The sequence below is a fragment of the Burkholderia pseudomultivorans genome (genome assembly GCF_902499075.1).
GTDB lineage: Bacteria > Pseudomonadota > Gammaproteobacteria > Burkholderiales > Burkholderiaceae > Burkholderia > Burkholderia pseudomultivorans.
Genome location: NZ_CABVPP010000005.1, coordinates 61,105 through 75,372, shown reverse-complemented (window position 1 = coordinate 75,372; position 14,268 = coordinate 61,105). Strand labels below are relative to the sequence as shown.

11 protein-coding genes are annotated in these 14,268 nt (G+C 57.9%); all 11 read right to left on the bottom strand.

The window, feature by feature from the left end; translation table 11 throughout:
* Window positions 1–14: 14 nt before the first annotated feature.
* The 11 genes from icmH to tssF all read right to left on the bottom strand — a co-directional run bounded on the left by icmH (window position 15) and on the right by tssF (window position 14,118).
* The gene (gene icmH / locus BST28156_RS06030; RefSeq protein ID WP_174901698.1) at window positions 15–956 is read right to left on the bottom strand and encodes a type IVB secretion system protein IcmH/DotU; all 942 of its coding nucleotides are present in this window, start codon (window positions 954–956) and stop codon (window positions 15–17) included.
* Between the two features lie 10 nt (window positions 957–966).
* Window positions 967–1,221, bottom strand: coding sequence for a PAAR domain-containing protein (locus BST28156_RS06025; protein ID WP_174901697.1), 255 nt, complete (start codon window positions 1,219–1,221; stop codon window positions 967–969).
* Window positions 1,222–1,767: 546 nt separating this feature from the next.
* Window positions 1,768–2,325, bottom strand: coding sequence for a hypothetical protein (locus BST28156_RS06020; protein ID WP_155640281.1), 558 nt, complete (start codon window positions 2,323–2,325; stop codon window positions 1,768–1,770).
* Entirely contained in the window at window positions 2,322–2,882 is a 561-nt protein-coding gene (locus tag BST28156_RS06015) for a tetratricopeptide repeat protein (RefSeq protein ID WP_174901696.1), read from the bottom strand. Before BST28156_RS06015 ends, BST28156_RS06020 begins: the two co-directional genes overlap by 4 nt.
* Window positions 2,883–2,945: 63 nt before the next feature.
* The gene (locus tag BST28156_RS06010; protein WP_174901695.1) at window positions 2,946–3,281 is read right to left on the bottom strand and encodes an Imm58 family immunity protein; all 336 of its coding nucleotides are present in this window, start codon (window positions 3,279–3,281) and stop codon (window positions 2,946–2,948) included.
* 693 nt (window positions 3,282–3,974) lie between these two features.
* Window positions 3,975–4,331, bottom strand: a complete 357-nt coding sequence (locus tag BST28156_RS06005; RefSeq protein WP_174901694.1) for a DUF1493 family protein — start codon at window positions 4,329–4,331, stop codon at window positions 3,975–3,977.
* A gap of 331 nt (window positions 4,332–4,662) precedes the next feature.
* The gene (locus BST28156_RS06000; protein ID WP_174901693.1) at window positions 4,663–4,917 is read right to left on the bottom strand and encodes a hypothetical protein; all 255 of its coding nucleotides are present in this window, start codon (window positions 4,915–4,917) and stop codon (window positions 4,663–4,665) included.
* A gap of 74 nt (window positions 4,918–4,991) precedes the next feature.
* A complete protein-coding gene (locus tag BST28156_RS05995) occupies window positions 4,992–5,294 on the bottom strand; it encodes a hypothetical protein (RefSeq protein WP_174901692.1) in 303 nt (100 codons plus the stop codon).
* Window positions 5,295–5,699: 405 nt separating this feature from the next.
* Window positions 5,700–6,206, bottom strand: a complete 507-nt coding sequence (locus tag BST28156_RS05990; protein WP_174901691.1) for a hypothetical protein — start codon at window positions 6,204–6,206, stop codon at window positions 5,700–5,702.
* 54 nt (window positions 6,207–6,260) lie between these two features.
* On the bottom strand, window positions 6,261–12,170 hold the full coding sequence (gene tssI / locus BST28156_RS05985; protein WP_217451807.1) for a type VI secretion system tip protein TssI/VgrG: 5,910 nt from the start codon (window positions 12,168–12,170) through the stop codon (window positions 6,261–6,263).
* A gap of 70 nt (window positions 12,171–12,240) precedes the next feature.
* Complete coding sequence (tssF, locus tag BST28156_RS05980) at window positions 12,241–14,118, bottom strand: type VI secretion system baseplate subunit TssF (RefSeq protein WP_174901690.1); 1,878 nt, start codon at window positions 14,116–14,118, stop codon at window positions 12,241–12,243.
* Between the last annotated feature and the right edge of the window lie 150 nt (window positions 14,119–14,268).

The following is a 14,268-nucleotide window of genomic DNA, read 5'->3' as shown; positions in this document are numbered from 1 at the left end:
GAATCCGGCTTGCACTACCGCGCCGGATCGCCCTGCGGCGGGTCGATCGCGCTGTATGGCGCGGTGCGCGCGATGTTGGAAAGTTGGCGCTGCACGTCGTCGGCTTGCGCGCCCGACTCGATGCGGCAATAGACATACAGCGCGCAGAGCGCCGCTGACAGCAAGGCCGCCGACAGCCACACCGGCATTTCGAAACAGGATCTCGGTCGCGCTGGTTCGATCGTCGTGGCGTGGGGCGACAGCGCGTTCGGGACGGTGGGCAGATGCGCCACAATCGCGTTATAGATTCGCTCTCGTACGCGGTCGTGCGCGCTGAACGTCCGGCCATTCGGATACCGGCCTTCAAACCCCAGGCTGAAAATCCGGTAGATCAGTTCGAGCAACGGCCAATGGTCGGCGGCGTCATCCAACAAACGCAGCGTAAGCGCGTAGACCTTCGAGCCGCCCTGGTTATCCTCGCCGATCCGTTGGGTCAGCGCGTCTGACGCCCATGCAACGCTTCCCGACGCGTCGCCGCGCGCCGCCAGTACGCGCATCGCAGCTTCGTCCAGTGCAGTGCACAGGCAATATCGGGCGCCAATCCTGTGATCCTCGCGGATGTTGGCCCGTACGCACAGGCGCTCGAATACGCGAACTTCTTCCAGCAGCAGGTCGCGCAGGCGTGCGTCGTGGCCGGTGTCGATCAGCGCGGGCATGTCCACCAATGCTCGAAGCAGCACCCTGCCCGCTTCCAGCAAGGCGTTACGGTGCCCAAGTACCGCTGCCAGTCTCGTCGGTTCGTCCTCGGGCGGCGCAAGTGGCCCGAATGGACGATTACGGCGCGACCCAGGTTGCTGTCGTGGATCCCTGTTGGAGAGGAACGTGCCGTTTGGCCGTCGCGGTGGTGCGGACGCGCTTCTCGCCGACACGATTTTGGGCGCGCTACCGGATTGCGTCGCGCTCGAAATTCGGCTCATCGCAGCAAGGTCAGACCGTCGGACCGTCGTCGGACACGACAAGCGTCGCGCCGCAGCTCGTGCCGCTGCCGTGGTGGGCAATTTGGCGGCCGTTGATCGTACCGACGCCGCCGTTGGTGATGACGCCCGCGCCATGTAGCGGGCATGACACCGCATCGCCTACGCATGCCGCGGGACGTCCGTTGATCGCGACGCCTGCGCTCGCTGATGTGACCGAGCCACCGTGGGTGGTCAATGTGCCAAGGGTTGCAACGCGGGCTGGCATGTCTCATCACCTCCAAAAAGTAGTTGTCCTATTTCATATCCGGACACCGGATCATCAAAAGCATGAGGCCATCGTGATCGGTACGTCTATACGCGGTCGGGCCCGCTATCGACTTCGCTTCACGCTGTTCGTTGTACGGTTCCTGTGGCGTCGGCAGGTGATCTGCTACGTAACGTCGGCCACTCGGACAGCCACGTTAAAACCCTTCATAGACCCGAGAAAAGCGAAACAAAAAAACCAATCTCAACCACTCCCCTTCGATCACAACGGACAACAACAGCGATGCCACATAAACCGGTCAATAGCATTTGCATTCGTAATCTTCGATTGTCTGCCTCGGAGAATATGGCTTGTCAGGTCGCACCAACTTGCCGAACATACCGCGCTCACTACAGCTATTAACGCATTTATCCAGCATCTCGGGATACGACCGACTTCCACCAAGCATGTATGCGGAAAGCAGCCCCACCACCACAACAATCGAAAAAGCCGCCATAAGCTGAATTTTAATACTCAATTTCATAAACCAAAACCACCCCACAAATTCTACGAAGATTTATTTCTCGAAATTAGCAGATCCACAGTTTCGATCGCACGATAAAAACTATTTTTATCTATAGACGAATTTTCAAATGACGAGAGCCAAATCAGCCATCCCCTCAATACATTACATTCTTTAATTGTTAGCAACGGCCACCTCTCAACAAAGAAGTCGTCCCACCAGTCCGGATTTGGAGTTCTATCCAACATACCAACCAAATTACTTACAACAATTAAATTTGGCTCGCTGTCGTTAATGCTACTCACCATCACTCCCGGAATGTAATAACAAAAAGCTTCCGGAGAGAGCCAACTCAAGACATCGTTATATTTTTCCCATAAATCGCCTGTCGTCTCGCTCCATTCGCATGCACCAATAGCACGCACGCCCTCGACTTCATCGCAAGTCAGCTCATTTGAACCAGTAAGAATATTCGGCTTTTTTCTCCACTTAAATGATTCAAAAATCTTAAAAACCAACTGACTCATAACTTCATCCTCGCCAATCCCCATCAGTTGAAATCCGTCGTCATGCAGTTGACTGTTCCGCCTGGCGCCCTTCATGTCCGCGTTCCTTTTAACCTATGCCACTCGACCTCGGCTCCCTCAACGTTATCGTCCATCGCCAGCCTTATGAATTTCAAACCGAGCGCACGGGACTTTTTAATACCACCTGATCCGTGGTACAAATCCAATCCGTGGCTCAATTTCCCCTTCGGGTACCCTAGCTCCGCCGCCTTTTTATATAGTGCAGCAGCAATATTTTTATCCACTTCAACCAGATCACCTGTTTCATAACATACGCCCAATTCATAAATACCGGGCGCGTACCCGAGGTCATTCAGCACATGAAGTATCCCGATTCGACGCTCGTCAAACTCCGAATCGGTCTCAGAAGTTGAAATGCAGAAATGGGAATACAGAAATAACGCCGCCGGAACGCCCTTCTCAATCAACGGCCGCAACAGCGCCATAGTCTTGCGGGTATTGCCAGAGTTGAGCGCATCCTCAGCCCTAACGATAATTTCAGAATATGAGGCGTCCATATTTCCCCTCGCAGGAATTTTCTGAGTCCCCATCGCACGCCCGACGCAGACGCAGGCCGGAAGGGTTGATTTCACACAAACACCCGGGCGATCCCATCCGTCTGCGACGTATGACGCCGATGCTGTGCAAGCCAACCGTCAATTGACTCTTCGGCGACCTATGCTCTTTAGGCTCCCTTTATCGATATAAAATGGAATCTCGTCGAGCCAAATAACGCCCCCCTCTTTCTCGACAATTGGTCGCGCCGTCGGGCTTGATGGAAAGGCGGCCTGCAATCGCCGAAGCACCTCGGCCTCAGGCAAGCCGCGCCACTCTTGCTCTAATACATGCGCTAACCCGCGCAGTGCATTGTTCGCTGCGTCTTCACTTTGCCTCGAATAATCCAACGATATACTTCTATCAATCCAAAAGTATGTAATAATCAGACACAATCCTATAAGCATCAATATAATTGATGTCGCAGCTTTACTCACGATCGCCTATCCTCATGCGACGCGCGAAATCCGACTCTTCGCAAATCTTATAATTAGATCCAGATCTTTGGAATCGTATAATTTCGCATTTAACACCACATCGCCGACATCAACAACAAACACCAATCTAAACGTCGGCCCGAATCTGTCAGTATATTTTCTCATCCCACCCTCCAGTCTCACACCAACCAGCCCAGAGATCGGAATGCGCTTAGTGAAAAACAATGACCTCACCACAATCACGTCATCTCTCAAAACAATAAAATTTCGCCATATATAAGCAAACAAACAAGTTCGATCGAGATTGACAGAATCAAGAATTTATATGCCTGCCACCCACCAACGAACAAGACACACAAGGTGGCAATTATTAATGGCCACCCGCCGACCCACATCATTAACAAAATATATGCCGACCTATCCGGCACAATTTTTAGAAAAGGATCATCAGTAGCATTTCTTTGAACATGCCGATGCATCACCACTCCCGATTCCGAGCCTAGCGGCCCCAAAGCCTGCCACGGCGCCGGGAAACATCGCGGTATCAACAGCGCGGCCAGAAAACATCTTCATTGCCGTGGTGTTCATAGCCATCATCCTCCGCCAAAGAATTCAACCGGATACTAATTGATATACCACGGCACCTAAGTATCGGCGCGCCGGAAGATGCGTAGCACGACCAAGTCATAAAGTTCATACCTCGCGCCAGCGCCCGGTTCTAATTGCGTTGTCGATCATACTCATTGTTAATGCGGCATATTCCCCGCGTCGCCTTACCGCCCAGCCCAAAAATGGCACCGCCCAAAGCAATGTGCGAATGAATGGGCTTTCACCAACAAATTCGGGAGGAAAATATTCATCGAACTCAAACCCACTTATGTCGACATGATATTGTTCACAAAGAACCGTAATACACCCCTCTGCAACATCGCCATAGACATCGAGATCGTGATAAAGACGTGTACCCAGCGTACATTTCGTTATCACTCTTTTTGAAAAACCACAGCGCTTTAAATATTCACGCAATTCTGGTGATAGATCGTTTTCCATGAGCATCACTCACAAGAAACAGCATCGTGAATTTCATAGGCGGCTACGGCCATTCCAGCATACGGCAACTTGCGAAGCACACTAGTGATCCCGTTTCGGGTCGAGATGGAGTACAAACCCCGCCTTGCTGCAGCGTGGTTCATTTGACGGAACGCGATGTCGTCGAACCGGCCGCCCCCCGGCCCGCGATGGCGCCCACCCGCTCGCCAGCATGGTCATTAGCGCATTGATGCTAATAAGCGAAAAAACTCAACTGCCAATATCATTACCGTTTATAGAAGATTTACAATTCGACGCCGTTTGGGTAGCCTGCGCGTTCCACGTCACACCCTTATTGCTTCGATTTCACGAAAACAATCGACTCGTCCTCAAATTCATAATAAATCAACCCATACTTGACGGTTGACACCATGATTCCTTTCTCAGGTATACCACTCGCAACAGCACTAGATCCAGTCGCCCAGTCTTCATATCCGAGCTCATACTCCCTGCCCTCAAAATCACAAACAACAACGCCATCTACGCCATTTTCTACGAGGACAGAATCGCCAACCCGAACATTTCGATTTCCATCGCAATATTTCACACCATCTCCTACCAGAAACCAATGGCCATATAAATATTGCGGTGCGCCCCATATGCTTACCCCATAACTCAACATCACACATATGGATCAAAGTCAAACGAAGCGCCAGCCGCACCTAATTTACTAATTGTTCGTGCATCAAGATGAAATGCAGGCCGAAATCCCTCTTCATCCGAAGAGATCGACACCGACAGTTCGACATGCAAACCTCTCAACCTGTCGAGACGGCCCCCGTATTTCGCCCCCCCTTCGTCTAGAGCCACGTTAATTTTGTGCAACAAAAAATCATGACTATATTCGCTTGACTCAAATTTGAACAAACAAATATCTTCGCCTGTTTTTGGATCGACGCCGTTCAATTCAACGATCAGTCTCATATATGTTACTTCCACTTATATGCGGTTCCCGCAAAAATAGGGCCCCTTTCACTCCTACACCTTAATCTCAACTCATCCATCATTGCACCCACACAAATCACATCTTGATATTTTCGCCTTCTTGCCCATCCAGTCTTGCTTTGCTTCATGTTCTCGTCCAGCAACGCCCGCGGATTTTAGTAGCGACTTGCCAAGTTTCTTATCGCATGGATCGCAATCGTCATTCCGAGGACATTCTTTTGTCGCGCCATCCGTCCGGGAATCGGTATCAATATCATCAGTTTTTAGAATCCCCATTCCCAGAAAAATTGCGAAAGATGCACCAGAAATCACCATCGTCCACCTGAGCGCGATGCTTCGCCACTCGCCGACCGAGCGCGTCGTATCATTTGCAAATCGCCATAACTATTTATGCATTAAGCTATCTTTTAGCGTCGCAGCCTTCTCTCTCATCTTAATGTCACGAACGCGGGATCCAGCCAGCAATATGCCAAGGCCAAAGTGCGCCATTTCTCGAGAAACATCATCGGCCGCAGCGGCCCATCTCTTGAGAACGTCAAATGACTCCGTCACGTCACCATTTCTTGCCACAAAGTCTGCGGCAGCCATTCGTAAAATCTGAGATTTGTAATAAACCCGATTCTCGTCAATCGTTGCAATTATCTTAGATATCTGCCTGCCGGAGTATTTTTGAATATCACCAGTGAAATTCACGAAGACCTTATCAATACCGGGTGCAGATATAGCATTAGGGTCTGACAGCAACCACAAATAAATGTCAAAAATCTGTGGTTCAATATTATCCTCGAGAAGTTGAGAATCATCCAAAGCTATTAAAGCCGCCCGCAAGGACTTTCTGTTTCTAGACTTTACCGACCGTTTGACCTCATCAATCAACATTTGCAGCTCCATGGCCATCTCCGTTATCGCTGGCAACCAAGTTTCCCCAATGCCAACAAAACTTAGTTAAGGGGCCGCGAGATTGGCAGGGATTGTCCACCATGCCGCCGGCAATAATGACGGCAGCAAGCGGATTACCCGATACGCAGCATACGCTGCCCCAGCACCTATTCCGACTTTACATGCATTCTCCGCCACCGCAACAGAAGCCGGTGGAGTTGGCGGCTCATCTTCGCATTCGCTCATATAGCGTCGTTCCAATTGCCTGAGCCGACTATCTCTATCATTGATCAGAGTCATGTGCCCGCGCCGCGTCATGCTTAGGAGTTCGCCTGGCCCGATTCGCTGAGGAAGTTTTTGATGATCCACGGCAAAGTCGGCCCATCTCTTATCGAGATCAGTTCGAAAATTCTGCATTTTTCTTCGCAGTGCAACACAGTGCGCACTATTGGCTGAGAATTTTTTCAGACCGGCAAAGTCCGTGTACGTAGCGGGATCGCTGTCGACATAAGCGTATTGGTTTATGCTTCCGTTCAACCCAATCGGATCCTGATTGATATACCGCCCCACCATCGGATCGTAGTACCTGAACCGGTTGTAATGCAGCCCTGACTCCTCATCGCGGTACTGCCCCGGAAAACGTATCGGATTGTCAACAACACGCGTCAGCCACCTCGCCGTACGTCCATACGCGCTCAAATCCGCCGCCCACACCACTTCTCGCTGTTCGTCATACAACTCCTGCGGCGTCCCCAGGTGATCCGTCACGTAATGCCACGCCTGCCCATCCGCCAGCCGCGTCAACGGTCCTTCATGATCCGGGTGCGGCACATACGTCACAGCCCTGTCCTCATGCGACGTGCGCCCCGTGCGCACCTCCTGCATCATCCAGTCGCCGTCCCACATGAACAGCGTCGTCTGCTGCACGCCGCCCGCCGGCGTGTGATGCTTCGCCACCCGCCGGCCGAGCGCGTCGTATTCGTACTCGCTTCTCGCGCCGTCCGCATGTTCGATCGCGATCAACTGGTGGCTGCCGTCGTACCGATACCGCGTCACTTCCGGCACTTCCGACGGCTCCTCGTACTTCGGCGTCCCCGTCAGCACTTCCATCACGCGCAGCAGGTTGTCCGTCCCGCGCTGGCTGCGCTTCTCCGCTTCCGTCAGCGCCGGCTTCGGCGGCAACGGCACCGTCCGCGCAATGCGATTGCCATGCCCGTCGTACGTAAAATCCACCGGACGATCCGGGCGCGTCTGCGGCGCAAACCGCAGCAAGCGATCGCCGCTCGCCTTCCACGCCTGCATGCTTTCCACGTTCGGCGCAGCAGCCAGCAGGTTTCCCGCCGGATCGTAGTGAAACGCTTCCGGTCCGCTCGCCGTCATCACCTGCGTCAGCCGCGATAGCGCGTCGTACCGATACGCCTTCTGATCGCGCCACGCATCGTCCAGCGTCGTCAGCTGACCGGCGTCGTCGTATGCCCACGCCCGCCATGGCCGCGGACGCTCCAGCGAGCGCCCGCGTTCATCGAGGTTCTGCCAGCGATGCACCGCGAGCAGGCCATTCGCGCCATATTCGAGGTGATGCGACGCCGGACCTTGCGTACGCCGGATTTCCCGATGCAGCGCGTCGCGCTCGAAACTCGCCAGCGGATGCTCGTCGAGCAGGATGCCGTGCACATGCCCCGAGCCGTAGCGCTGCCAGACCAGCGAACCGATGTCCGGCACGTGTGTCCAGTCGCGATTCCCGATCGCGTCCACGCCGTGCGTGAGGCGCCAGACACGCCCGTGGTGTGCCTGCACCTCCGCCGTGCGGCGCCCCGCTGCGTCGTATTCGTAAGTCACCTGCACCGGCGCACGCCCGGGCGAGATCGCCTGCGCCTGCGTGAGCAGCCCGCGCTCGTCGTAGCGATAGCTCGCTTGACTCCCGTCGCTCGAGCGTCGCTCCACCGGACGGCCGAGCACATCGTAGGTCACGTGCGTCGTGATCTGTCCGTCCTGGCCGTGATCGATACGCTCGACCAGTTCGCCCGCCGCGTTGTACCGGTAGCTCTGCCGACGGCCGTCGAAGCCAGTCTGTTCGATCAACCGGTCGCGGCTGTCATAGCGGAACGTCGTCGTCTCCCGGTTCGCATTGGTCAGCTTCGTCAAACGGCCGATCGCGTCGTACCGGAACTGTTGCGTCCCGCCCGCCGGATCGACGATCTGCGTTCGCTGCCCGTATCCGTCCCAGTCCACGCGCGTCACGCGCTTGAGCGGATCCGTATGCGCAACCGCGCGGCCCGCTTCGTCGTATTCGACCTTCCACCAGCCCATGCCGGCCGGCTGCACCGCCGTCACGCGCGCAGACACGCTGCCGCTGTGGTGGCTCACCTGCCCCAGCGCGTCGGTAGTCTCGGTCAACTGGCCGAATCGGTCGTAGCGATAGGTCGTCGTGTGTCCCGAGCAATCGGTGCGCGCCACGAGCTGGCCCGCGTCGTCCCATTGCATCTTCGTCACGTTCCCCAATGCATCCGTGCGCGCGACGGGCAAGCCGTTTTCGTAGACGTAACGCGTCACGTTGCCGAGCGGATCGGTTTCGCTCCTCAGGTGACCGTGCGCGTCGTAGCCGCGCTGCCAGATCTGCCCTGCCGGGTCGGTAATCTGTTCCGGGAGGTCGTGCTCGCCATAGCTGATGCGCGTGACGTTGCCCGCCGGATCGATGATCGACGTCGGATTGCCGCGCGCATCGTTCACGATCCGCGTCGTGCGACCGAGTGCATCCGTGTAGCCGGCCACGCTTCCCGTCTCGTCGAAATGCGTCTGCTCGACGCTGCCGTCGGGATGCACGACCTTCTCGACCGCCCACAAGCCGTTGTAGTGGTATTCGGTCGTGTGCCCGAGGCCGTCCGTCACCCGCGTCGCGCGCAGCGACGGCAGGTAATCGAAGCGCGTCTCCCGCGTGACGACCCGCTGCCCGCCGGCGCTTTCGGTATAGGCGTAGGTCCGCAGGCAATATGCATTCGGCGTGTCGTCGCTCCACTCCGATACGTGCGTCGCGCCGGCCGGCGTGCGGTAGGTCGTCAGCAGATGGTTGTCGTAGCCGTAGCGCCACGTCAGGTTCTCGCGATCGGTGGCCTCGACCAGATCGCCGTGCTCGTCGTACACATAGCTCGTCAGGTGCAGCGGCTGGTTCCCGACACCCTGGTCGAGCAACACGCTCGTGATCCGGCCGGTATCGTCGAGCGCGCAGCGCACGGTATGCACATTGTTGCGAACTGTTTCCAACCAGCCCTGTGCCGTATAGCCGAGCGTCAGACACTGGCCTTCGCGCGTCGTGATGCGTTGCAACTGCCAGCGCGTCTCGTCGACCGGGTGACGGCCGTAATGCTCTTCGACGCCATTGCCGAAACGCAGCGCATAGGTGGCGCCCGACGCGTTGTCGTCACCGCGCATCAGCGTGAACTTCTCGATCGGATGGAAATGCGCTTCGCCCGCGTTCAAGGCCGGAAACTGCAACTGCCGCCCATCCGCGTCGAAGTAGATCAAGCCTGTCGCGCTCGTGCGCACTTCCGTCGCATACGGCAGCTTCCACGCCACGCCCAGACTGCCGCGGCGCTGATCCGCGCTGCGGTAGCTCCGGCTCCAGTCGATCGATACGCGGCCCGGCAACGTAAAGTCCGTATGCGACAGCACCTTCTGCCCCGTCGCCAGATCCACCGGGTTCGCACTGACGCTCTTCTTCGCGCATTCCGCGCAGTCGGCTTCGGTCACTGGCGCCAGGCCGCCTGCATTGCCGTTCGTCATGCTGATCGTCGGCGCCTGCAGGTAAATCGCCGTGCCTTTCAGATGAATGCCGGACTCGTCGATCGTCACCGTGCCGCCCGGCCCGATCAGCTGCGTCTGTTTCGCGCCCGACAGGCTGCTCTCGCCCGTATCCGCGATGCGCAGCTGGTTGGCGTTCGAGCTCGATACCGGTGCGGGCAGCTGCGGCGCGAAGTCGGGCGACGGCTCGATCGGATTCGCCTGATCGGCGGCCACGGCGTCGCCCACCGCCTTGCCGCGCACGGTCAGCGTATAGGTGTGCCCGACATCGGCCGTCCAGTCCTGCACGACGCGGTCGGTGCGGCTGCGGCCCACCGTGCTTGCCATCTGCAGCCCGACGTTGCGCAGGTACAGTCCGCCAACGTTGACGTTGTAGGCCATCCCGACGTTGAACATCGCGCCCATGCCCACGCTCTTCACCGACGCGAGCGTCACGGTCTCGAACTTGTAGCCGCCCGTCGACAGCGTCCAGTGTCGCCCGATCTGATCCGTTTCATCGTGGCCGATCCGCTTCGTGCGGTCATGCCCGACCGTGTGCGTTTCGTCGGCCTCGATCACCGCATCGAGATTGCGCTCCGCCTGGATCCAGACCTGCTCGGCTCCTTTCTTGTCCTCGAAGCGGATCGCATTGGCGTTGCCGTATCCGCCGCCCTTGGTCGAGCGCGTCAGGATCCCGCTTTGCGTCGCATGGGCCGGCAGCGTCCACGGCGGCATCGTCATCGCGTTGTAGACGCGCCCCGTCACGATCGGCCGGTCCGGATCGCCGTTTTCGAAATCGACGATGACTTCGGTGCCGACCCGCGGAATATGAATGCCGCCGAAGTTGCTGCCGGCCCACGGATAGGACACGCGCACCCAGCAGGACGAGTTCTGATCCTTCACTTCGGATCGGTCCCAATGGAACTTGAGCGTCACCTCGCCGTTCTTGTTGGTCCAGATCTCCGCGCCCGCCGGACCGGTCACGATCGCCGTTTGCGGGCCGCGCGTGCGCGGTTTCCTGATCGTGCGCGGCGGACGAAATACAACGTCGGATGGCTGCACCGTGAACCTGCTGCGAATCGCGTAGGCGGAGACGCCCGTCGTCTCCCCGGTTTCCTTCACGTCCAGTTCCGACGCGATCACCAGATACTCGCGGTTGGCGCTCGCCATCGGATGGCCGGCCAGCACGAACGTCGTGCCGCACACCACGTTGCGCAGGTTGCCCTCGCCTTGCGCTCGCGCGCCCTGCGCGTGAATCTCCTCCATACGCACTTGCGCGAATGCCTCGCCGTCCTCCGTTTCCGTATAGTCGCCGGGCCATTCGTAGCGTTCGAGCCGGTTGTGCGCCGTCTCGCGCGGCAAGCTGTTCTGCGCAGTCAGCGTCGCGCCCGGCTTCTCGAAATCGAAATCGTCGGTGGTCCAGACGCCCGACCGCAGGCGCTCCGTCGCCTCGAAGCGATCGACGTGCTCGCGGTCGATCTTCTGACCGGGCGGGTAGTACTCGAGCGTCCGATACGCGACGCTTTCCACGCTCCGGTAAGCGCCCGGACCGTCGACCAGCACCAGGCGGTGCACGCCTTGCGAATGTTCGAAGAACCACGCGATGCCGTGTTCCTCCATCAAGCGCTGGGCAAACGCGAAGTCCGATTCGCCGTACTGGACCTGATAGCGCAGCGGCCTGTAGGTGCGGCCGACGCGCATCTCGAACGAATACCAATACGAACCGAACACCTCGCGCAGGATGTCGAGCACGCTCTTGCGCTGGAAGATGCGATAGTCGGTCCGCTCGCGCGCCAGTGCCAGCCAGGGCTCCAGCACGACGCGGTAACGGCACTGGCGATTCAGCTGATCCACGTAGCTGGCCGCCGTCACGATGCCGCTGATTTCTCGCGTGCCGGCGCCCCGGTTCGCAGCGCCTGCTTGACCTGCCATCCCCGCGACAAAGCTGCCCATCCCGTCCAGCTGGATCGTGACGGTCAGTTCCTTGCCGAGCATCGCCTTGAGATCGAGGTTGGCGAGCATGTCGGCCGGCAGTCGCGGATCGGCGGGTGTCGTCAGCCACAGTTCGTACGTGTACGGCGTGGAGAGCTGTTCCGTGCCCCGCATCGCGCTCAGGTGCAGCATCGCGCCGATGCCTTCCAGGTCCGGCAGCGCCGGACCGCCGACCGAGAACGTCCGGTTCGTCTTGAAATTCACCATGCGGGCTGGCCCTCGTACGCTTGATCGTTGTTATCCGTTACCGACTGCATGAACCGCTTTCCTCCCCGAGTCAGGCTGCGCTGCGCGTCCCCATTCGAACCGGCCAGCGCATCAGCTCGCCGCGCTGCCGCGAGCGCAGTACGGACTGAGTAAAAGAATGTGTCGAAACGTGACGAGCGACGTAGTGCTCGAGGATCACGCCAAATAGAAAAGGGCTCGCGCCATCGAAGCCGGCCTCGTCCACCGTCAGCACGCATTCGATGCCTCGACCGAACCGCAACTGGCTCTGGCCTGGCAGTGTCTTCGTCACTGGACGCGTCTCGACACGGATCAGGCTGTCGATCTGTCGACGGAACCGCACGTCGTCGGCAGCGGCGAACAAAATCAGAATGTCGCGTAGCGCGCTTCCGTCCTGAGTCTCCAGCCTGCCGTAGTCGAGGTTCAGCTGACCGATCAGCCGCCATGCAGCCTCTCCCTGTGCAAGCGGCGCACGTGCAGGACTCGGCGCACGAACGAGTTCCGTCCGCCTGACGGGCGCGCTGATTTCGACAGTCAGATCGATCGCGCCCTCGGGCTCCAGCAAGTTCGGCAGATCGCCGTTCGTCAACCACGCATCTACCGACAGGTATTTCATGGCCTGTGGATAGGATTGCTCATTTTCATCGACCAGCGAAACGAACACATCGGTTCTCACGTATGGCGTACGAGCGCCGTAGCGACGGTATGACGTCTTCGCCGTTCCGTGCTCGCGGCGGATCGTGAAATAACGCCCGTGATCGGTTTCATTGTTCAGCAGCGCCCGGTGCAGCGGCCGAAATTCGAGCGATGCCGCTCCTTTGCTCACGAAGCCATGCAGTGCCTCCACCGCGAACACCTCGTAATCCGAGCCGTTCTGCCGGTCGGGCTGCAACAGAATTTCACCGCCCGTGCCCGGCACCTCGGCGGGATCAGTTTTGCGACGAAACAGGTTGATGACCGGTGTACAGAAGAGGGCGAAGCGGGAAGCATCGACGTGCTCGACCAGCGAACCGTCGAATCGATCCAGCAACACGACGACTTCGGCTTCGCGATCGGTCACATATCGCAATCCCGCATTCAGACCGGTCAGCGTGAAGAACCAGAAGCGGGCGGGACACGTCGCATATTCGTGCAGCAGGTTATGACCATGAAACTCCGGCCCGATCAGCGGCAGCAAACTTTCGTCGGCAGCGAGCCCGGTTTGTTCGACGGCTCGATCGGAGACAATGCCGAATGACCGATTCGAATCGGCGAAACGATTCGTCGTCCCGATCACGGACGCCACAGCGCCAGCGTGGATCAACTCGAACAGCCGCGATGCCACGCGCTCGTCGCCTGCCAGATAGACGGGCAATCGCTCCAGCCCGCGCAGTTCCTCGAAGCGCGCTTCGCCCGTGGTGCGAAGCCTGAGACGCAGCGCGCCGCGAATCGGCCTGTCGACTGCGCCATAGCGCTCTACCGATGGAATGTCCGGAGGCACCCCGGTCAAGCGCGCCGAAACAATCTCCAACGGATACAACGTCACATCGAGACCGCTGCGAAACGTGCAGGGCGTGCGTTCGCCATCCGGCACGCGGCTCGTGAACGCCGTGCCGCGAGGGACACGAAACCCCTCGAGCAAATTGCCTTCCTGTTCGTCGGGATAGAGGCGAGCTACCGCGATCGAAGGCGTTGGGGCGACGTAGTTTGGATAGACCGTTTCGAGCAGCCGACTGCTGAGCAGGGGGAACGCGGCATCCAGTTTCAATTGCAGCCGGGCAGTCGTGAAACTCGCCGCTTGCACCAGGCGCTCGACAAAGGGATCGGCAATCTCGCCGGCATGCAGGCCCAGCCGACGCGCGATTTTCGGATGCGCGTGGGCGAATTCCTCCACCAGCTCCTTGAAATAGAGCAGTTCTCGATTGTAGGCATCAAGGAGATGAGGGTTCATGGCAAGCGCAATCCGGGTTCCACGCCAAGCGTTCGACGGCATCGCTGTCAGCAATGAGTCGAATGCTAGCCGCAAAGACCATCTCAAAAAATCCCTGACGGAACCGAGAAACCGGATTTACGTGCCGTATCTGCGATCATGTTTTTGAGA

Coding starts and splice junctions, on each gene's coding strand:
- icmH (WP_174901698.1), bottom strand. CDS start 956: ATGAGCCGAATTTCGAGCGCGACGCAATCCGGTAGCGCGCCCAAAATC.
- BST28156_RS06025 (WP_174901697.1), bottom strand. CDS start 1,221: ATGCCAGCCCGCGTTGCAACCCTTGGCACATTGACCACCCACGGTGGC.
- BST28156_RS06020 (WP_155640281.1), bottom strand. CDS start 2,325: ATGAAGGGCGCCAGGCGGAACAGTCAACTGCATGACGACGGATTTCAA.
- BST28156_RS06005 (WP_174901694.1), bottom strand. CDS start 4,331: ATGGAAAACGATCTATCACCAGAATTGCGTGAATATTTAAAGCGCTGT.
- BST28156_RS05995 (WP_174901692.1), bottom strand. CDS start 5,294: ATGAGACTGATCGTTGAATTGAACGGCGTCGATCCAAAAACAGGCGAA.
- BST28156_RS05990 (WP_174901691.1), bottom strand. CDS start 6,206: ATGGAGCTGCAAATGTTGATTGATGAGGTCAAACGGTCGGTAAAGTCT.
- tssI (WP_217451807.1), bottom strand. CDS start 12,170: ATGGTGAATTTCAAGACGAACCGGACGTTCTCGGTCGGCGGTCCGGCG.
- tssF (WP_174901690.1), bottom strand. CDS start 14,118: ATGAACCCTCATCTCCTTGATGCCTACAATCGAGAACTGCTCTATTTC.